17 protein-coding genes and 1 pseudogene are annotated in these 19,763 nt (G+C 71.3%); 11 read left to right on the forward strand and 7 right to left on the reverse strand.

Features of this window, described 5'->3' with window-relative positions; genetic code table 11:
* The first annotated feature begins 2 nt into the window (after positions 1-2).
* The 4 genes and pseudogenes from ACY0PA_RS14980 to ACY0PA_RS14995 all read left to right on the forward strand — a co-directional run.
* Complete coding sequence (locus tag ACY0PA_RS14980) at positions 3-1,205, forward strand: energy-coupling factor transporter transmembrane component T (RefSeq protein WP_473085100.1); 1,203 nt, start codon at positions 3-5, stop codon at positions 1,203-1,205.
* The gene (locus tag ACY0PA_RS14985) at positions 1,202-2,893 is read left to right on the forward strand and encodes an ABC transporter ATP-binding protein (protein WP_473085101.1); all 1,692 of its coding nucleotides are present in this window, start codon (positions 1,202-1,204) and stop codon (positions 2,891-2,893) included. The genes ACY0PA_RS14980 and ACY0PA_RS14985 overlap by 4 nt, the downstream gene beginning before the upstream one ends.
* Positions 2,890-3,735: an ECF transporter S component gene (locus ACY0PA_RS14990; protein ID WP_100591991.1), complete on the forward strand. Its 846-nt coding sequence runs from the start codon at positions 2,890-2,892 to the stop codon at positions 3,733-3,735. Before ACY0PA_RS14985 ends, ACY0PA_RS14990 begins: the two co-directional genes overlap by 4 nt.
* 215 nt (positions 3,736-3,950) lie before the next feature.
* A pseudogene (locus tag ACY0PA_RS14995) lies at positions 3,951-4,163 on the forward strand (aggregation-promoting factor C-terminal-like domain-containing protein); the annotation flags it as partial.
* Between the two features lie 409 nt (positions 4,164-4,572).
* Here ACY0PA_RS14995 and ACY0PA_RS15000 read toward each other — a convergent pair.
* On the reverse strand, positions 4,573-5,742 hold the full coding sequence (locus ACY0PA_RS15000; RefSeq protein ID WP_100591989.1) for a steroid 3-ketoacyl-CoA thiolase: 1,170 nt from the start codon (positions 5,740-5,742) through the stop codon (positions 4,573-4,575).
* 224 nt (positions 5,743-5,966) lie between these two features.
* Between ACY0PA_RS15000 and ACY0PA_RS15005 the strand changes: the two genes are divergently transcribed.
* The gene (locus ACY0PA_RS15005) at positions 5,967-7,211 is read left to right on the forward strand and encodes a cytochrome P450 (RefSeq protein ID WP_473085102.1); all 1,245 of its coding nucleotides are present in this window, start codon (positions 5,967-5,969) and stop codon (positions 7,209-7,211) included.
* Positions 7,212-7,372: 161 nt separating this feature from the next.
* Here ACY0PA_RS15005 and ACY0PA_RS15010 read toward each other — a convergent pair whose 3' ends face one another.
* Positions 7,373-9,421, reverse strand: coding sequence for a bifunctional glycosyltransferase 87/phosphatase PAP2 family protein (locus ACY0PA_RS15010; RefSeq protein ID WP_473085103.1), 2,049 nt, complete (start codon positions 9,419-9,421; stop codon positions 7,373-7,375).
* Between the two features lie 378 nt (positions 9,422-9,799).
* Here ACY0PA_RS15010 and proP point away from each other — a divergent pair, with 378 nt between their 5' ends.
* From proP to ACY0PA_RS15025, 3 genes are all read left to right on the forward strand, one after another.
* Positions 9,800-11,215 carry a glycine betaine/L-proline transporter ProP gene (gene proP / locus ACY0PA_RS15015; protein ID WP_473085104.1) on the forward strand — a complete coding sequence of 472 codons (1,416 nt, stop codon included), beginning with the start codon at positions 9,800-9,802 and terminating at the stop codon, positions 11,213-11,215.
* Between the two features lie 85 nt (positions 11,216-11,300).
* Complete coding sequence (locus ACY0PA_RS15020) at positions 11,301-12,434, forward strand: DUF2330 domain-containing protein (RefSeq protein ID WP_473085105.1); 1,134 nt, start codon at positions 11,301-11,303, stop codon at positions 12,432-12,434.
* Between the two features lie 41 nt (positions 12,435-12,475).
* Positions 12,476-13,159: an O-methyltransferase gene (locus tag ACY0PA_RS15025; RefSeq protein ID WP_473085106.1), complete on the forward strand. Its 684-nt coding sequence runs from the start codon at positions 12,476-12,478 to the stop codon at positions 13,157-13,159.
* Between the two features lie 58 nt (positions 13,160-13,217).
* Here the strand turns inward: ACY0PA_RS15025 and ACY0PA_RS15030 are convergent, their stop codons facing one another.
* Positions 13,218-13,613 carry a hypothetical protein gene (locus ACY0PA_RS15030; protein ID WP_473085107.1) on the reverse strand — a complete coding sequence of 132 codons (396 nt, stop codon included), beginning with the start codon at positions 13,611-13,613 and terminating at the stop codon, positions 13,218-13,220.
* A gap of 107 nt (positions 13,614-13,720) precedes the next feature.
* Between ACY0PA_RS15030 and ACY0PA_RS15035 the strand changes: the two genes are divergently transcribed.
* On the forward strand, positions 13,721-14,134 hold the full coding sequence (locus ACY0PA_RS15035; protein ID WP_473085108.1) for a DnaJ family domain-containing protein: 414 nt from the start codon (positions 13,721-13,723) through the stop codon (positions 14,132-14,134).
* 37 nt (positions 14,135-14,171) lie between these two features.
* Entirely contained in the window at positions 14,172-14,486 is a 315-nt protein-coding gene (locus ACY0PA_RS15040) for an antibiotic biosynthesis monooxygenase family protein (protein ID WP_473085109.1), read from the forward strand.
* Positions 14,487-14,741: 255 nt separating this feature from the next.
* Here ACY0PA_RS15040 and ACY0PA_RS15045 read toward each other — a convergent pair whose 3' ends face one another.
* Positions 14,742-15,287, reverse strand: coding sequence for a DinB family protein (locus ACY0PA_RS15045; RefSeq protein ID WP_473086323.1), 546 nt, complete (start codon positions 15,285-15,287; stop codon positions 14,742-14,744).
* Positions 15,288-15,448: 161 nt separating this feature from the next.
* On the opposite strand from ACY0PA_RS15045, the gene ACY0PA_RS15050 reads away from it, so the two are divergent.
* Positions 15,449-15,955 (forward strand): GNAT family N-acetyltransferase, encoded by a 507-nt coding sequence (locus ACY0PA_RS15050; protein WP_473085110.1) that lies wholly within the window; start codon positions 15,449-15,451, stop codon positions 15,953-15,955.
* A 35-nt stretch (positions 15,956-15,990) separates the two neighbouring features.
* Here the strand turns inward: ACY0PA_RS15050 and ACY0PA_RS15055 are convergent, their stop codons facing one another.
* From ACY0PA_RS15055 to ACY0PA_RS15065, 3 genes are all read right to left on the reverse strand, one after another.
* Positions 15,991-18,069, reverse strand: a complete 2,079-nt coding sequence (locus tag ACY0PA_RS15055; RefSeq protein ID WP_473085111.1) for an MDR family MFS transporter — start codon at positions 18,067-18,069, stop codon at positions 15,991-15,993.
* Between the two features lie 228 nt (positions 18,070-18,297).
* Positions 18,298-18,969 (reverse strand): HAD-IA family hydrolase, encoded by a 672-nt coding sequence (locus ACY0PA_RS15060; protein WP_473086324.1) that lies wholly within the window; start codon positions 18,967-18,969, stop codon positions 18,298-18,300.
* Positions 18,970-19,103: 134 nt separating this feature from the next.
* Positions 19,104-19,682, reverse strand: coding sequence for a TMEM165/GDT1 family protein (locus ACY0PA_RS15065; protein ID WP_362899566.1), 579 nt, complete (start codon positions 19,680-19,682; stop codon positions 19,104-19,106).
* Positions 19,683-19,763: the final 81 nt, after the last annotated feature.

A 19,763-nucleotide genomic window follows, 5' to 3' on the forward strand; every position in this document is an offset into this window, starting at 1 on the left:
CGATGAGCAGCACCGGCGCAGGTTCACCGCACCCCGCCCCGCGTACGCGCCTCGCACGCGACCCGGGGACGGGGCCGTCCGCGCGCCGTCGTCCGCTCGCCGCGCCCCGGGCCCACCGCTCGAACGCGCTGCACCCGGGCGCCTGGTGGCTCTGGGCGCTCGGGCTCGGCACGGCGGCGTCCCGGACGACGAATCCGCTGCTGCTCGCGCTGCTCATCGGGGTGGCCGGGTATGTGGTGGCCGCGCGGCGCACGTCGGCGCCGTGGGCGCGCTCGTACGGGGCGTTCGTGAAGCTGGGGCTCGCGGTGATCGGGATCCGGCTGGTGTTCGCGGTGCTCCTGGGGTCGCCGATCCCGGGCACGCACCTGCTCGTCACGCTGCCGGAGGTGCCGCTGCCCGCGTGGGCGCAGGGGGTGCGGATCGGGGGCCGGGTCACGGTCGAGGGCCTGGTGTTCGCGCTGTACGACGGCCTGAAGCTGGCCGCGCTGCTGATCTGCGTGGGCGCGGCCAACGCCCTCGCGAGCCCGGCCCGCCTCCTCAAGTCCCTGCCGGGCGCGCTGTACGAGGCCGGGGTCGCCGTCGTCGTCGCGATGACGTTCGCGCCGCACCTGATCGCCGATGTGCGGCGGCTGCGCGCCGCACGCCGGCTGCGCGGCCGGCCCGACAAGGGGCTGCGGGGCCTGGCGCAGGTCGGTCTTCCCGTCCTCGAGGGCGCACTTGAGCGGTCGGTGGCGCTGGCCGCCGCGATGGACGCGCGCGGGTACGGGCGCACGGCCGAGGTCCCGGCCGCCGTGCGCCGGGCCACCGCGGTCCTGACGCCGGGCGGCCTGATCGGGGTGTGCGCGGGTACGTACGGGCTGCTGACCGCGGACGGCGCGCGGTACGGGCTGCCCGTGCTGCTCGCCGGGGTGGCGGCCGCGCTCGGCGGGCTCTGGCTCGGCGGGCGCCGCTCGGTGCGCACCCGGTACCGGCCCGACGTGTGGGGCGTGCGGGCGTGGCTCGTCGCCGCGTCGGGGGCGGGCGTCGCCGCCGTGATGATCCGGGCCGGTTCCTACGATCCCTCGGCCCTGGCGCCCGGCGTCGTGCCGCTGGCCGCGCCGACGCTGCCGCTGTGGCCCGCGGCCGGGGTGCTGCTCGGGCTGCTCCCCGCGTTCGTGGCACCCGCGCCGCCGCTCGCCGAAACGCCCTCGAAGGAGGCTTCATGATCCGGTTCGAGGATGTCTCGGTGACGTACGACGGGGCCGCGACACCCACGGTCCGTAACATTCGACTCGACGTACCCGAGGGCGAGTTGGTTCTGCTCGTGGGCCCTTCGGGCGTCGGCAAGTCCACGCTGCTCGGCGCGGTGAGCGGGCTCGTGCCGCACTTCACCGGGGGCACACTGAGCGGGCGCATCACGGTGGCGGGGCGCGACACCCGTACGCACAAGCCGCGCGAACTCGCCGACGTGGTGGGCACGGTGGGGCAGGACCCGCTCTCCCACTTCGTCACCGACACGGTCGAGGACGAACTCGCGTACGGCATGGAGTCGCTCGGGCTCGCGCCCGACGTGATGCGCCGCCGCGTCGAGGAGACCCTCGACCTGCTCGGCCTCGCCGATCTGCGCGACCGTCCCATCGCGACGCTGTCCGGCGGGCAGCAGCAGCGCGTCGCCATCGGCTCCGTCCTCACCCCGCACCCGCGGGTCCTGGTCCTCGACGAGCCGACGTCCGCGCTCGACCCGGCCGCCGCGGAGGAGGTCCTCGCGGTGGTGCAGCGCCTCGTGCACGACCTCGGCACGACGGTCCTGATGGCCGAGCACCGGCTTGAGCGGGTCGTGCAGTACGCGGACCAGGTCGCGCTCCTCGCAGGACCCGGCGAGCCTCTGCTGCTCGGCGCGCCCGCCGAGATCATGGCCGTATCGCCCGTGTTCCCGCCGGTCGTGGACCTGGGCCGCCTCGCGGGCTGGTCACCGCTGCCGCTGACGGTGCGGGACGCGCGGCGCAGGTCAGGGGAGCTGCGGGAGCGCCTGGCGGGGCTCGAACCGCGCGAGCCTCATGAGCAGCCGCAGGCCACTGCCTCCCCCGACTCCCGCCGGGCCCCGCTGCGCCGCGCCCGCAAGCAGCCCGAGGTGGCCGCCGTCGCCGAGGTCGCGGGGCTCGCGGTGCGGCGGGGGCACGTCGAGGCGCTGCGCCACGTCGACCTCACGGTCGGGCCCGGCGAGATCGTCGCCCTGATGGGCCGCAACGGCGCCGGGAAGTCCACTCTCCTGTCCACCCTGGTCGGCCTGGTCCGCCCGTCGACCGGCAGGGCCCTGGTGGGCGGCGCGGTCCCGCACCGCACGGGCCCGCGCGAGCTGATCCGCCGCGTCGGCCTGGTCCCGCAGGAACCACGGGACCTCCTGTACGCGGACACGGTGGCCGCCGAGTGCGCCGCCGCCGACCATGACGCGGGCGCGGGTCCGGGCACCTGCCGCGCCCTGGTCTCGCGGCTGTTGCCCGGCATCGCGGACGACACCCACCCCCGTGACCTCTCGGAAGGCCAGCGCCTCACCCTCGCCCTGGCGATCGTGCTGACGGCCCGCCCTCCGCTGCTCCTGCTCGACGAGCCGACGCGCGGCCTCGACTACGCGGCGAAGGCCCGCCTGGTCACGGTCCTGCGCGGGCTCGCGGCCGAGGGGCACGCCGTCGTCCTGGCCACGCACGACGTGGAACTGGCCGCCGAGCTGTCCCACCGCGTCGCCGTCCTCGCCGACGGTGAGATCGTGGCGAACGGACCCACGCCCGAGGTGGTCGTGGCCTCCCCCGCCTTCTCCCCCCAGGTCGCCAAGGTCCTGGCCCCGGGCAAGTGGCTCACGGTGGCCCAGGTCCGCGAGGCCCTGGAGTCCGCGGGCGGGCCGGAGGAAAGGGCATGAAGACCGCACCCGGGACCGGGCGCCCCGACCGCCAGGCCCGCGCCGTACGTCTCGGCCCCCGCTCCGTGGTGGCCCTGCTCCTCGTGAGTGCCGTGGGGGTGGCCGCCTTCGGGTGGCCGCTGCTCGCGGGCCCTTCGTCGCAGGTCAGCGCGCATGCGCAGGACGCGCCCTGGCTGTTCGCGGGGCTGCTCGTCCTCCTGGTGGGCGTGGTGGCGGCCGCCGTGTCCGAGGGCGGGGTCGGGCCCAAGGCGGTGGCGATGCTCGGGGTGCTCGCCGCGACGGGCGCGGCGCTGCGGCCGATCGGGGCGGGGACCGCCGGGATCGAGCCGATGTTCTTCCTGATGGTGCTGAGCGGGCGGGTGCTCGGGCCGGGCTTCGGGTTCGTACTCGGGTCGGTGACGATGTTCGCGTCCGCGCTGCTCACCGGCGGGGTCGGTCCGTGGATGCCGTTCCAGATGCTGTCGATGGGCTGGTTCACGATGGGCGCCGGGCTGCTCCCCGGCCCGGACCGGCTGCGCGGCCGCGCCGAGGTGCTGATGCTGGCGGCGTACGGGTTCCTCGCCGCGTTCGCGTACGGCACCGTCATGAACCTGGCCGGCTGGCCGTTCCTGGACTCGCTGTCGTCGAGCGTCGCGTTCCAGGCGGGCGCCCCGCTGCACGAGAACCTGGTCCGCTTCCTCGCCTACTGCCTGGCCACGTCGCTGGGCTGGGACCTGGGCCGGGCGGCCCTGACCGTCGTCCTCACCGTCACGGTCGGCCCGGCGCTCCTGAGGGCGCTGCGGCGGGCCACGCGCCGGGCCGCGTTCGAGGCCCCGGTCACCTTCGAGGGCACGGAACCGTAGGGCTTCACGCGCGCTGCGTCACCGAACCGCGCCCGCGCCGTGAAGCACCCCACATGACCCACGTCACCTACGAGGCGCGGCCGTAGACGCGATCGCTTGACACGTCCCCACCAAAACACTCTCCGACCTGGGTAATGAGAGCCAGATCACGCGGCGGACATTTCGACCACATGCGACCTCAACTAGTAAAAGGGGTCATTGCCGCCAAGATGAGCGCCGCACAGTTCGCGTGCTTCGACAAGATCGTGCCCCACGAGAGCGGCTGGAACCCCCACGCGACGAACGCGTCGTCCGGCGCCTACGGCCTGGTCCAGGCCCCGCCCGCCAACAAGATGGCCTCGGCCGGCGGCGACTGGAAGTCCAACCCTGAGACCCAGATCAAGTGGGGCCTCAACTACATGAACGAGCGCTACCGAACACTTGCCCAGTGCTCCACCCTTCAGGGTGGAGGTGTAGGGCATCCTGCCCGTAGCGGCCCGGAGGGGCGCAGCGGCATGGCTAGGATCGCCTTGTCCGACAACGGAGTTGTCGGACCTACCGCCGGACGGGCGGGAAGTCAGGCCTGCGGAGGCCACGTAAGACCGACCTTCACCGGTCGGCAGAGGCCCGTGAAACAGGAACCCAAGGTGGTACCGCGTAGCGGTACGGACCGGAATCTCCTGCCCTCGGGCAGGAGAGGGCGTCAAGGCAGCCCCTGCGCCGCTTGGACCCACTGGCAGTCCGCCGGCTCGTACTGAGCCCGGCCGGCCCACAGCTGACCCGAGAAGGCGGCATCCTCCCCCGTGGGAGGGTGCCGCCTTCGTCGTGCGTTCCCACCCGCCCCGGCGCGGGCCCCCGCTAAAGCCGCTGGATGATCGTGCCCGTCGCAAGACCGCCGCCCGCGCACATCGTGATCAGCGCGAACTCCTTGTCCTGGCGCTCCAGCTCATGCAGGGCCGTGGTGATGAGCCGGGCGCCGGTCGCGCCGACGGGGTGGCCGAGGGCGATGGCCCCGCCGTTCACGTTGACCTTCGCCAGGTCCTGCTCGAAGACCTGCGCCCAGCTGAGCACGACGGACGCGAACGCCTCGTTGATCTCGACGAGGTCGATGTCCTTGAGCGACATGCCCGACTTGCCGAGCACGGCGCGCGTCGCGTCGATCGGCCCGTCCAAGTGGAAGTGCGGGTCGGCGCCGACGAGAGCCTGGGCGACGATCCGGGCACGCGGCTTGAGCTTCAGGGCCCGCGCCATCCGCTTGGACGCCCACATGATCGCCGAGGCGCCGTCGGATATCTGCGAGGAGTTGCCCGCGGTGTGCACGGCGGTCGGCATGACCGGCTTGAGCCCGCCAAGGCCCTCCATGGTCGTGTCGCGCAGACCCTCGTCCCGGTCCACGAGCCGCCACATGCCCTGCCCGGCGGCCTGCTCGTCCTCGTTCGTGGGCACCTGCACGGCGAACGTCTCGCGCTTGAAGCGCTCCTCGGCCCACGCGGTCGCGGCGCGTTCCTGGGAGATGAGCCCCAGCGAGTCGACGTTCTCGCGGGTCAGTCCGCGGTGGCGCGCGATGCGCTCGGCCGCCTCGAACTGGTTGGGCAGGTCGACGTTCCACTCCTCGGGGAACGGCTTGCCGGGACCGTGCTTGGAGCCGGAGCCGAGCGGCACCCGCGACATCGCCTCGACCCCGCAGCTGATGCCGATGTCGATGACACCGGCGGCGATCATGTTGGCGGTCATGTGCGAGGCCTGCTGCGAGGAGCCGCACTGACAGTCGACGGTCGTGGCCGCCGTTTCGTAGGGCAGGCCCATGGTGAGCCAGGCCGTGCGCGCCGGATTCATTGACTGTTCGCCCGCGTGGGTCACCGTGCCGCCCACGATCTGCTCGACGCAGTCGGCGTGGATGCCGGTCCTGCCGAGCAGTTCCCGGTACGTCTCGCCGAGGAGATACGCGGGATGAAGATTGGCGAGCGCGCCTCCGCGCTTGCCGATCGGGGTACGTACGGCTTCGACGATGACGGGTTCCGCGGCCATGAGCTGTCGTCCTCTCCACACATTCCCGGACCGAACCAGAAGACGTAAGAACTAGAACGCGTACCAGTTCTCCGTGCAGTCTCGACGGTGCTACTCCCGGTACGCAAGGGTCGTGCACGTACCGCGCGCGTAATCGGGCGCATCACGGGTCTTGCCACTTGTAGAACCCGTTACTACGGTGCCGACAAGCTGACGCCCCGTCAGACCGTCACCGGGAGTTGCCCATGCCGTGCCCAGCGCTGCCCGAAGGGTTCGACTTCACCGACCCCGACCTCCTCCAACACCGTGTCCCCTTCCCCGAGTTCGCCCAGCTGCGGCAGACGGAACCGGTCCGGTGGATAGCCCAGCCGACCGGCATCTCCGGCTTCCAAGACTCGGGCTACTGGGCCGTGACCCGGCACGCGGACGTCAAGTACGTCTCCACGCGCCCCGAGCTGTTCTCCTCGAACCTCAACACGGCCGTCATTCGCTTCAACGAGTCGATCAGCCGCGACCAGATCGACGTCCAGAAGCTGATCATGCTCAACATGGACCCGCCGGAGCACACCCGGGTGAGGCAGATCATCCAGCGCGGCTTCACGCCCCGCGCCATCCGCTCGCTCGAGGACGCCCTGCGCCACCGTGCGGGCTCCATCGTCGAGACGGCGCTCGCGAACGCCGCGCCCGACGGCTCCTTCGACTTCGTCACGAACGTCGCCGTCGAACTCCCGCTCCAGGCCATCGCCGAGCTGATCGGCGTCCCCCAGGACGACCGCACCAAGATCTTCGACTGGTCCAACAAGATGGCCGCGTACGACGACCCGGAGTACGCGATCACCGAGGAGGTCGCCGCCGAGGCCGCCATGGAGATCGTCAGCTACGCCATGAACCTGGCCGCCGCCCGCAAGGAGTGCCCGGCCAAGGACATCGTGAGCCAGCTGGTGGCGGCGGAGGACGAGGGGAACCTCTCCTCGGACGAGTTCGGATTCTTCGTGATCCTGCTCGCGGTGGCCGGAAACGAGACGACGCGCAACGCCATCACGCACGGCATGCACGCCTTCCTCACCAACCCGGACCAGTGGGAGCTGTTCAAGCGGGAGCGCCCGGAGACGACGGCGGAGGAGATCGTCCGCTGGGCGACCCCTGTGGTCTCCTTCCAGCGCACCGCGACCCAGGACACCGAGCTCGGCGGCGCGCAGATCAAGAAGGGCGACCGGGTCGGCATCTTCTACTCGTCGGCCAACCACGACCCCGAAGTCTTCGACCGCCCCGACGAGTTCGACATCACCCGCGACCCGAACCCGCACCTCGGATTCGGCGGCGGAGGCCCGCACTTCTGCCTCGGCAAGTCGCTGGCCACGCTCGAGATCAACCTCATCTTCAACGCCGTGGCCGACGCCATGCCGGACCTGCGTCTGGCCGGCGACCCGCGCAGGCTCCGCTCTGCCTGGCTCAACGGCATCAAGGAACTCCAGGTCAGCACCGGCTGACCGCGGGCGGCCGCACGCCGACCCAGGGAGGCAGGGTCCATCCCCTACGCCACGCCCCTGCCTCCCTGTCTCCCTGCCTCCCTGCCTCCCTGCGAGGCGGCGCTGCGGGCCCGGCAACTTCAGGGTCTCCGGCACCAGTCGGAAGACGCCTGACCCTCTCTTCAGGGCCGGTGGTGTTCGGCCGGCAGCCGCACGTGGCCGGCCTCGCCCTTCGACTGCTCCGGGACGGTCCCGCTCGTGAGACGGGCGCGCGGGCCGCACAGCAGGTAGGTGAGCCCGAAGCCCGCGCCGACGACCGTCGCGCCGCCCACGGCGTCGAGCACCCAGTGGTTACCGGTCGCGACGATCGCGGAGATGGTGAACAGGGGGTGCAGCAGGGCGATCGCCTTCATCCACCACTTCGGGGCGAGGATCGCGATGACGAGCCCGCACCACAGGGACCAGCCGAAATGCAGTGAGGGCATGGCCGCGTACTGGTTGGTGAGCGCGGTCAGCGTGCCGTAGTCCGGCTTGGAGAAGTCCTGGACGCCGTGCACCGTGTCGATGAAGCCGAGCGAGGGCATCAGGCGCGGCGGGGCCAGCGGGTAGAACCAGAAGCCGATCAGGGCGAGCACCGTGGCGAAGCCGAGCGCCGAGCGGGCCCAGCGGTACTGGGCGGGCCTGCGGACGTAGAGGATGCCGAGGACGCACAGCGGCACGATGAAGTGGAACGACTCGTAGTAGAAGTTGAAGAACGACTTGAGCCACGGGACGTGCACCACCGCGTGGTTGACCCAGTGCTCGATGTCGATGTGGAGGAACTTCTCCAGGGAGTGGACCTGCGTGCCGTGCGCCTCGGCGGTGGACCGGCCCCCGGTGGTCGTGCCGCCCGTGGCGGCGAGCCTGACCTGCTGGTACGCGTAGTAGCCGACGCGGATCAGAAGCAGTTCGAGCAGCAGGTTCGGGCGGGTCAGGACCCGGCGCCAGAACGGCATGAGGGGGACCCGTGACCAGCGCGACGGGACGGGCTTCGCGTACTCGGTGGGGATGGGCGCGCGGTACTCGGGCGCGGTGCGGGACAGGAACGGGACGAGCGTGGCCGCGGCGACCGCGGCGATCAGCACAACGTTGTCGCGCAGCGGATCCGCGAGCGCCGTGCCCGGCAGCAGCATCCTCGCGGGGAGCGTCATCACGAGAATGACCGCGACCGGCCACACGTACCGGTCGGACGCCTTCTTGCCGACGCGGCCGACCATGGCGAGCAGCACCCACAGGAGCTGGTGCTGCCAGGTCGTCGGCGACACGGCGACGGCGACGCAGCCGGTGAGGGCGACGGCGAGGAGGAGCTGTCCGTCCTGCGCATAGCGCACCGCGCGCCGCAGTCCGACGACCGCGACGGCGGCGCCGAGGAGCAGGAAGAGCCCGATCTCGAGGGGGCCCTCCAGGCCGAAGCGCAGGAGTGCGCCGTGCAGCGACTGGTTGGCGAGCCCGTCGGGGCTCGAACCGAGGCCCGCTCCCGCCAGGTGGTGCACCCAGTACGTCCACGAGTCGTGCGGCATCGCGGCCCACGCGAGGAGCGTGCACGCCGCGAACGTGACGCCCGAGGACATGGCGGCGCGCCGCCGCCCGGTGAACCACAGGAGCGGCGCGAAGAGGAGGACGGTCGGCTGGAGGGCGGCGCCGATGCCGATGAGCAGCCCCGAGCTCTTCTCGCCGCGGGCGGCGAAGCAGCCGAGCAGGACAAGGAGGACCGGGATGATGCTGGTCTGGCCGAGATGCAGGGTGTTGCGCACCGGCAGCGACAGCATCAGGAGGCTGACCGCGACCGGGGCGGCGAGGAGCGAGGTGCGCCGGGTGACGGGCTTGGGCAGGGCGCGCGCGGCGACGAGCCCGAGGACGACGACGAGGCCGAGCGTCCCGAAGGTCCAGGCCCAGCCCAGCGCCTGCTCGGCGCCCCGCGCGAGCGGCTTCAGCACCAGCCCCCCGAACGGGGTACCGGTGAACCGGTCGGCATCGTAGAGGGAGTCCTTCACGTGGAGGACGCCTTCAGGACCGATCCAGGTCTCCAGGTCCGTGAGCCGCTCCCCGCTCGGGGTGTTCAGGACGGCCACGACCTGCCGCACCGCGAGCACCGCGGCGATCAGCCAGAGGCCCGCCCGGACCATGCCCAACCGCGCTGTCGCGGCCCCCGCCACCAAGGCTTTGCCCGGTCCATGCTCCACGTTTGCCACGCGCCGTCGGCCCTCCCGCCATGCGTACTGTCCCCAGAGGCTCGCACTACCCCCGGGGTGAGACGCAGGCAATCCCCGCTTCACCTGAGCGTCCACCGGTTTTTGACCGGAAGACGTTGATGCGGAGCTTGCCGGGTCTGCGTGGTTGCGGTCGAGGGCCGCGACAAAGCTCACAGATTTGTCCGTTTGCGCCGCGCCGGGGCCGGGACGTCATGCCTGGCCGGACCCACTTTTGCCACGGTGCGCGACGGCTCGAACACTACCCGTAATGATCGCGAATGCCCCTATGGTCGATTTCTGGCCGCCCCGCCGTGGTCGGCTTCGTCCGTCCCCACGCGGACATGTCCCTGTCCCCGTCGAAAGCAGGCGAGCAGACCCTTGTCGAGTGCTCTCACCGTCGCATCCAGGACCACCGCCCCCGCGAAGGGCGCCTCCCCCGACGTCACCGTCACCGATCCAGCGCTGGTCAAGCGCGCGGTCAAGGCGGCGGCGCTCGGCAATGCGATGGAGTGGTTCGACTTCGGTGTCTACAGCTACATCGCCGTCACCCTCGGCAAGGTCTTCTTCCCGTCGGGCAACCCCACGGCCCAGCTCCTGTCGACCTTCGGCGCCTTCGCCGCGGCGTTCCTCGTCCGTCCGATCGGCGGCATGGTCTTCGGACCGCTCGGCGACCGCGTCGGCCGGCAGAAGGTCCTCGCCGTCACCATGATCATGATGGCGGCGGGCACGTTCGCGATCGGCCTGATCCCGTCGTACGCGACGATCGGCGTCTGGGCGCCGATCCTGCTGCTCCTGGCCCGTCTGGTGCAGGGCTTCTCGACCGGCGGTGAGTACGGCGGCGCGTCCACCTTCATCGCCGAGTACGCGCCCGACAAGAAGCGCGGCTTCTTCGGAAGCTGGCTGGAATTCGGCACCCTCGCCGGATACATCGGCGGCGCGGGCCTCGTGACCCTGATGACGGCGCTGCTCTCCTCGGACGACCTGCTCTCCTGGGGCTGGCGCATCCCGTTCCTGATCGCGGGCCCGATGGGCATCATCGGCCTCTATCTGCGCATGCGGCTCGAAGAGACCCCGGCGTTCGCGGCCGAGCTGAAGAACGCGCACGAGTCGGAGAAGGCCCGGTCCAAGGTCAAGGTGCGCGACATGATCACCGGCCAGTGGAAGGCGCTGCTCCTGTGCGTCGGCCTGGTCCTCGTCTTCAACGTCACCGACTACATGCTCCTGTCGTACATGCCGAGCTACCTCACCAGTGAGCTCCACTACGACGAGACGCACGGCCTCCTCGTGGTCCTCGCCGTGATGGCGCTGATGATGATCGTCCAGCCGTTCGCGGGCGCGCTCTCCGACCGTGTCGGCCGCCGCCCGGTGATCGCCGCGGGCTGCGTCGGGTTCCTCGCGCTGTCCGTCCCGGCCCTGCTCCTGATCCGCGAGGGCTCCCTGTGGGCCATCGCCCTCGGCATGGGCGCGCTCGGCCTGCTCCTGGTCTGCTTCACGTCGGCGATGCCGTCCGCGCTGCCCGCGCTCTTCCCGACCCGGGTGCGCTACGGCTCGCTGTCGATCGGCTTCAACGTCTCCGTCTCGCTCTTCGGCGGCACGACCCCGCTGGTCGTCACCGCTCTCATCGGGGCGACCGGGAACATGATGATGCCCGCGTACTACATGATGGCCGCGGCCGTCATCGGCGGTATCGCGGTGTGGTTCATGACCGAGTCGGCGCGCCGCCCGCTGCCGGGCTCGCTGCCCGCGGTCGAGCCCTGCGACCTGCCGCGGCCCGCGACCGCTACAGCCGCGTAACACCCGCAACCGCGCTCCCCCGCGCGCCGTCTGCTCCTTCGCCGCACACGGCACGCAGACACAGGGCGCGACATCGGGGGCCGGCATGAGAACCGCACAACCACTGACCATGAGGGCCAGGGCGCTGCTGACAGCCCTGGCCCTCATGGCGTTCCAGATCGCCGCGCTCGCGTCACCGGCGTACGCGTGCGGATGCGGCGCGATGGTGCCGCCCGCGGGCACGGACCTCACCGTGTACGACGAGACGTCCGCGGTGCGCTGGGACGGGCACAGCGAGCAGATCGTGATGAGCCTGTCGGTGAGCGGCAACGTGCGCGACGCCGCCTGGATCATGCCCGTACCGCACCGCGCGTCGGTCGAACTCGGCGACCCGGGGCTCTTCTCGCAGCTGAGCGACGTGACGGCACCGGTCGAGCGGACCCGGCACCACTTCTGGCCCGGCGCCGAGGACTGGCCGTTCGACGGCGGGCGCGGCGACGGCGCCACGGCCGGCGCCCCCGCACCCGGCGGCCCCGTCGAGGTGGTCGGCCGCGAGCACCTCGGACCGTTCGACGTCGCCCGCCTCACCGCGACCGACCCCGGCGCACTCGCCGGCTGGCTCGGCGAGAACGGTTTCCAGCTCCCCGACCGCCTCGACAACGCGCTGCGCCCGTACGTCGACCAGGGCTGGGAGTACGTGGCGATCCGCCTCGCGCCCGCCGACGGCGACAGTGTGCTCGGCGGCGCCCTCGACCCGCTCCACCTCACCTTCGCCAGCGACCGCCTCGTCTACCCGATGCGGCTGTCGAAGCTCGCCCGCACCGAACAGCATCTGCGCCTGTACGTGCTCTCCGCCCACCGCATGGAGCCGCGCTCCACGATCGGCGGCGACGCCCCGGAGGTCACGTACGCGGGCCGGATCCCGGCCAAGTCCGGTGAGCCACTGCCCGAATTCGCGGGCGGCGAAAGGTACTTGACCGCGCTCACCCAGGATTTCCCGCAGCCGTCACGCATTGACGACGACCACGAACTGCGGCGCACAGCGAGCGACGCCACGTACCGCAGCGTCGTCTGGGACGACGAACTCCTCACCGCCGGGGGCGTCCCGGTGTGGCTGCTCACCGTTCCGCTGCCCCTGGCCCTGCTCCTGATGGCGGCCGCCGTCCTGTGGTTCCGCCGGCGCTCCCGTCGGCCGGTGCCGCCACCGCCGCCCGTGCACGCCCCGCCGCCGTTGGGCTGAATCGCGCGCGGCCCACCCGCCCGTTCGCCCATGATGGGGCCATGGCTGAGCACGCATCCGAAGAGCAGTGGACCGCCGTCGACGACTACCTGAACGGGCTTCTCGCCCCCGACGACGAGGCCCTGACGGCGGCCCTCGCCGACAGCGAGGCGGCGGGCCTCCCGCACATCGCCGTCGCCCCGAACCAGGGCAAGTTCCTCCACCTGATCGCACAGATCCAGGGCGCGCGCCGCGTCCTGGAGATCGGCACGCTCGGCGGGTACAGCACAATCTGGCTGGCCCGCGCCCTGCCCGCCGACGGCGTCCTCGTCACCCTCGAGTACGACCCCCGGCACGCCGAGGTGGCCCGCGGCAACCTCGCCCGCGCCGGCCTCGACAAGATCGCCGAGGTACGGGTCGGCCCCGCCCTCGACTCGCTGCCCGGCGTCGCGGCCGACCACCCCGACCCCTTCGACCTCGTCTTCATCGACGCCGACAAGGCCAACAACCCGCATTACGTCGAGTGGGCGCTGCGCCTGACCCGCCCCGGCAGCGTGATCATCGTCGACAACGTGGTGCGCGGCGGCCGCGTGACGGACGACTCCGGTGCGGCGGCCCCCGACATCCGCGGCACCCGCGCCGCGCTCCAGATGATCGCCGACCACCCGAGGCTGGACGGCACGGCGGTCCAGACGGTGGGCAGCAAGGGCTACGACGGCTTCGCGCTGGCCCGCGTACTGCCGTAGTGCCGTGGTGCCGTTCCTGACAGCCCGACAGCCCGACAGCCCGACAGCCCGACGGTTATCAAATCTCGTGGTAGAAGCCCACGTTGACGCTGCGGGGCTCGTTGCGGTCCAGGACCACGACCTCACCGGACGCACCCGGCGCGAGAGCCGCGGCCCCTCCGTACACGAGGGGCCGCGGCTCCCCGCCCGTCAGCGTGAGGCGCACCTCGGACGAGGGCTCGTGGTGCGAGCCGCGCAGCCAGAGCACGGACCAGGCGCCGTCCTGCCCGCAGCGGAACTCCAGATGGACGCGCGAGACGAACAGCCAGTCGTCGGGCGTCGCGAGCCGGCACACGTTCCGGTCACGCCCCACGCGCAGCACGGCTCCCGGCTCGCTCGGCGCGTCGGCCATCATCATCCCGGCCGTCGCACCCGCGTCCGCCCCCGCGACGGAGGCCATGGTCAGCTCCAGCACCCGCACAGCTCCTTCGGTCTTTCGCGGCCCGTCGGTACCGGGTCCGCCGACGCCGCATCCTAAGTTGTCCCCTGCCCCTACGGGATGCCCTCTGGGACAATGGGCCCATGACCGAACGCAAGCCGCTCGACGTCAGCTTCGAGTCATGGGTCGACAAGCAGATCCGCGACGCGGAGCGCGCAGAAGACTTCTCCCACCTCGCCGGAGCCGGCAAGCCGCTGCCGAGTACGTCCGACACGACGTACGACGAGAACTGGTGGATCAAGCAGAAGATGGCCCGCGAGGGCTTCTCCGTGCTGCCCCCGTCGCTCGCCCTGCGCAAGGAGGCCGAGGACGCACTCGCCGAGGCGGCGCAGGCCCCCTCCGAACGGATCGTCCGCAAAATCATCACGGACATCAACGACAAGATCCGCGACATGATGTTCAAGCCCCCGCCGGGCCCGCCGCTCGGCCTGAAGCCGTACGACGTCGAGGAGATCCTCCGCGACTGGCGCGAGCGACGCGGGGCGCACGGGGCCTGACGCCGATCTCACGTGCCGGTGCGCGAGGATGGGCGCCATGAGCATCGTGAAGATCAACGTCCTGTCCGTCCCGGCTGAACAGCGGGAAACCCTGGAGAAGCGCTTCGCCTCGCGCGCGGGCGCGGTGGAGAACTCGGACGGGTTCGAGTGGTTCGAGCTGCTGCGCCCGATCGAGGGCACGGACGACTACCTGGTGTACACGCGGTGGCGCGACGAGGAGTCGTTCACCGCGTGGATGGAGGGCTCCATGAAGGAGGCCCACCAGGGCGGCGCGGACCGCCCGAAGCCTGCGGCCAGCGGGTCCCAGGTGTGGTCGTTCGAGGTGGCGCAGCAGGCTTCGCCCAAGTCGTAGCGGTCCAGGGCCTGTCTTCACATTCCCGTCGTCCGCCCGGAGGGCGGGCCCCGCGGCGTCTGGTGCGTGCAGCTGCAAGGCGGAGGAGGGCGTCGACGCGATGGGGGTACCCCTGCTCGAGCGAAGCCGAGAGCTTGGGGGAGTCGGCAACCGACGACAACGCCGATGGGGGTCCCCCCTGCTCGAGCGAAGCCGAGAGCCTGGGGGAGTGCGTGCCAGACGCCGCGGGGCAGGCGGGAATGTGAAGACAGGCCCTTAGGAGCGGTCCGCCTCGCCCTCCTCCGTAAGCACCAACCAGCGCCGCCCGTCGATGAGTTCGCGGGCGGCGTCCAGGTGGCCGGCGTGGCAGGCGGTCTCGGTGATGACGTGCAGCAGGACGTCCCGGTGGCTGTGCAGGTGCGGGGGTCCGAAGAGGTGGTGCGGCCACCAGGCGAGGGGCGCGTCCGCGGGTGTGGCGGTGATGATCGCGTCCGCGCGGTCCGTCTCGCGGCGGTACCGCTCGAGGACGTCGGCCGCCGGCACGTCCGGGGCGACCTGCCAGGCGTCCTCGGTGGTGTCGAGGCTGTCGATGACGGGTTGATCACCCGTCAGAACTGCCTGGAACCAGAAACGTTCGACGTCGAGCGCCAGGTGCTGCACCAGTCCCAGACACGACCAGCCGGACGGCAGCACCGGCCGCCGCAGCGCCTCGGGGCCGAGTCCGTCGATGATGCCCAGGATGTGGCGGCGCTGTCCGCGCAGAGCGTTGAGCAGCGCCTTGATCTCGTCGGCGCCCGCGTCGTCGTAGGTCGCGCCGGTCATTGCCACGTCGGTCACAGGTACATCCGTCGCAGGTACGTCGGTCACAGGTACATCCGTCACAGGTACGTCGGTCACAGCAACAGAGCATGTCCGAACCCCGGGTACCTGTACAGGTCAAAACCGCTTGCGTCCGGCGCCGTCCCTTCGCCGACAATGCCCGCATGAACTCGCCGTGGACCGTCACCCCTGAGCCGTTCGACTCCGCCGTCGCCGCGGAGCTGTGGCGCGCGTACTACACGGAGGTCAGCGACCGCTGGTACCTGCTGCACGAGGGGCACACGACCGACCCCGACGAGCTGGAGCGCGAGGTCGCCGCCGACACGGGTGCCTATCTCGCGGCGCCGGGCGGAGTGTTGCTGGTCGCGCGCTACCGGGGCGAGCCCACAGGGACCGCGGGCGTGCGGATGATCGACGCCTCGACCGGCGATCTGAAGCGCGTCTTCGTGCGGCCGGAGTTGCGCGGGAAGGGCGGCGGCTCCGTGCTGCTCACGCAGGTGGAGAGCGCCGCGCGGGGTCTCGGCGCCGAGCGGGTCGTCCTCGACACGCGGGGCGACCTGGTGGAGGCCCGCATGCTGTACGCGCGCCACGGCTACCAGGAGACGGCCCCGCACAACGACGAGGAGTTCGCCGAGCACTGGTTCACCAAGAAGCTCCTCCGACGAGCCTGATGACGAGCCGAGACCGAAGCGCCTGAGCAGTGGCGTCAGGGGCCGGCCGTCAGGCCGTCGTGCGGGCGCTCCGCGTCCGACCCGCACAGCTCCGCGTTGAGCTCCTCCACCAGTTTCACCAGGTCCGTCGGGCGGTCCGGGCCCCACCAGTCGCCCAGCAGTTCGGCGAGCGACTCCTCGCGGGACGCGGACAGCCGCGCGGCGACCTCGCGGCCCTCGTCGGTGAGGACGAGGTCGACGCCCAGACGTGTGGCGAGGCGCCGTTCCTCCACCTGCCGGGCCGCCGCGATGATCACGGGCAGCGGTACGGCGCTGTGTTCGGCGAGCGCCGCCGGCTCCGCCCACCCGTACCGCTTGATGCGCAGCAGGAGCCAGCTCGCGCCGGGCAGCAGGTCGTAACCCGCCCGTTCGGTGATCTTCTCGTAGATCTCGCGGCGCCCCTCCCGGGTGCCGAGCACCGACAGGGCCCGCGCCACCTCGTCGTGCGACGAGCGCTGTACGGGGTTGCTGGCCAGGGTCTCCGTCCCGTCCGGCGCGGTGACCGAGCCGCGCAGCTTGTCCTCACGCAGGAACCAGGCCAGTACGAAAGCGACGAGGGCGACCGGGGCGGCGTAGAGGAAGACGTCCGTGATGGACGACGCGAAGGCGTGCAGGACCGGTCCGCGTACGGCGGGCGGCAGGCCGCCGATGCCTCGCGGGTCCGACTGGAGCGCGTTCACGTCGACGCCGGGCGGCAGGCCGCGGCCTGCGAGGGCGTCCGCGAGTTTGTCGCCGAGGCGGCTCGAGAAGATCGTGCCGAAGATGGCGACGCCGAAGGAGGCGCCGATGGAGCGGAAGAACGTCGCGCCGGAGGTGGCGACGCCCAGGTCCTCGTACGAGACGGCGTTCTGCACGATCAGGACGAGGACCTGCATGACGAGGCCGAGGCCCAGGCCGAAGACGAAGAAGTAGGCGCTCATCTCGCCCGTCGAGCTGTTCTCGTCGAGCTGGTGCAGGAGGAGCAGACCGATGGTGGTGACGCCGGTGCCGACCACGGGGAAGACCTTCCAGCGGCCCGTACGGCTGACGATCTGGCCGGACGCCGTCGAGGAGAGCAGCAGTCCGATGACCATCGGCAGCATGTGCACGCCCGACAGCGTCGGCGAGATGCCCTGGACGACCTGGAGGAACGTCGGCAGATACGTCATCGCGCCGAACATGGCGAAGCCGATGACGAAGCTGATCACCGCGGAGAGCGTGAACGTGCGGATGCGGAACAGCTTCAGCGGCAGGACCGGCTCGGCGGCCCGCCGCTCGACCTGGACGAACACCACCGCGAGGACCACACCGAGTACAGCGAGGCCGATGATCTGCGCCGAGTCCCAGGCCCAGGTCGTTCCGCCGAGCGAGGCGACCAGGACCAGGCAGGTCGCCACGGCGGCGATCAGGAAGGTGCCGAGGTAGTCGATCGTGTGCTTGGCGGAGCGTACGGGGATGTGGAGCGTGGTCGCGATGACGACGAGCGCCACGACGCCGATGGGCAGGTTGACGTAGAAGACCCAGCGCCAGCTGAGGTGTTCGGTGAAGAGCCCGCCGAGCAGCGGGCCCAGAACGCTCGTCGCGCCGAAGACGGCCCCGAACAGGCCCTGGTACCTGCCACGGTCACGGGGCGGGACGATGTCGCCGACGATCGCCATGGACAGGACCATCAGTCCGCCGCCGCCCAGTCCCTGGAGGGCGCGGAATCCGATCAGCTGCGGCATGTTCTGCGCCATGCCGCACAGCGCCGAGCTGATCAGGAAGATCACGATGGCGATCTGGAAGAGCTTCTTGCGGCCGTACTGGTCGCCGAGCTTGCCCCACAGGGGCGTGGCGGCCGTCGACGCCAGCAGGTACGCGGTCACGACCCAGGACAGGTGTTCAAGGCCACCGAGGTCGCTCACGATGGTCGGCAGCGCCGTCGAGACGATGGTCTGGTCGAGCGCCGCAAGAAGCATGCCGAGCAGCAGCGCACCGATCGAGACCATCACGCTGCGGGGGGCTTGGCCGCCGCCGATCGTGGAGCCGGTGCGGTCAAGGCCGGGGCCTGCCGTCAGGTCCGTGCGGGGAAGGCCCCCGCTAGCGTCCTGGGTCATGGACACCTCCTGAGACACCGCGCCGGACACTGCCGGCGGGGGCTCTGCCATGTACCAGGATGGTGGGTGAGTCCCGTTTTGGCCTGTTGAGGCCCGGGCGCTCAGGAGGGGGTGCGGCGGCGCGGGCCGGTGGACGGTGCTCCGCGGGCCCGCGGATGCAGATACGCCGATGCAGATATAGGCGATACAGATATAGGGGTGCGGGGCTCGCAGCTCCAGGGGTGCGGGTCAGCCGATGTGGAGCAGGATCTCTCCGGCGGCGCCCGCCTCGACCCGTACCTGCGTCAGGTCGTCCACGACCACCGTGGGGCCGTGCGCGCCCGCGCGGGGGCCGACGCCGACGACGCGCATCCCTGCGGCGCGGCCGGCCGCGATCCCGGCCTCCGAGTCCTCGAAGACGACGCAGTCGGCCGGGTCGATGCCCAGCTCGGCGGCGCCCTTGAGGAACCCCTCGGGGTCGGGCTTGCTGGCGCCGACGCTCTCGGCGGTGATGCGCAGGTCGGGCTGGGTGAGGCCGGCGGCGGCCATGCGGCGGGTGGACAGGGCCACGTCGGCCGAGGTCACCAGGGCGTGCGCGAGACCGCCCTCGCGCAGGGAGGCCATGAACGGTGCGGCGCCCGGCACGGGGACGACCCCGTCGACGTCGGCGGTCTCCTCGGCGAGCATGCGCGCGTTCTCGACGTGGTTCTCGGCCATGGGACGGTCGGGCAGGAGGAGCGCCATGGACGCGTAGCCCTGGCGGCCGTGGACCACCTTCATGACCTCGACGAAGTCGAGCCCGTGGAGGGCCGCCCAGCGGTGCCAGCAGCGCTCGACCACCGCGTCGGAGTTGACCAGCGTGCCGTCCATGTCGAGCAGAAGGGCGCGGGCGGACAGAACAGTGGTGGCCGTCATCGGCAGGGTCCTCCAGGCGTAGGAACAAGGTGACCCCGCCCACCGGTCAGGGTGAATGGGCGGGAGCCACTTTGTTCCTCGACTGTACAAAACGGGGTGGCGACTGCGCCAGCGGCCCTGGTCAGGGCCGGATCCACGGCTTACGCCACCGCTTCGTAGAGGCTCCACACACCCATGCCGAGCATCAGGACCGCGGCGATCTTCGTGATGAGCGCGAGCGGCACCCGCTTCATCAGCGCCTTGCCGCCGACGATGCCGAGACCCGCGACGGCCCACAGGGCGAGGACGGCGCCGAGGCCGACGGAGAGCGGGTTGTCGTAGCGGGCGGCGAGGTTCGCGGTCATGATCTGCGTCAGGTCACCGAACTCCGCGACCAGGATGAGCATGAAGCCCGCGCCGGAGACCTTCCAGAAGCTCTGGTCCTTGGGCTTGCGGACCTCTTCCTCCTCCTCGTCCTTCTTCATCAGGAGGACGGCCGCACCGCCGAGGAACAGCACACCGGTCAGGGCGTGCACGAGCTGCTGCGGCAGCAGGGTCAGGACGCTGCCCGCCGCGACGGCGAGCGCGACATGGACGGCGAAGGCGGCGGCGACACCGGCGAAGACGTACGAGGCGCGGTAGCGCGTACCGAGGACGAGTCCGGCGAGCGCGGTCTTGTCGGGGAGTTCGGCCAGGAAGACGATGCCGAAGACGACCGCCATCACGCTGATGCTGATCAAGATTCCTCAATCGGTCGGGCTGCCCCGCCGAGAGTTGCGTAGTCCTTTGCGACACCTCGGCACGGCAGCGCTCAGGTGCGT

The sequence above is a fragment of the Streptomyces sp. DS1-CR2 genome (assembly GCF_055760475.1).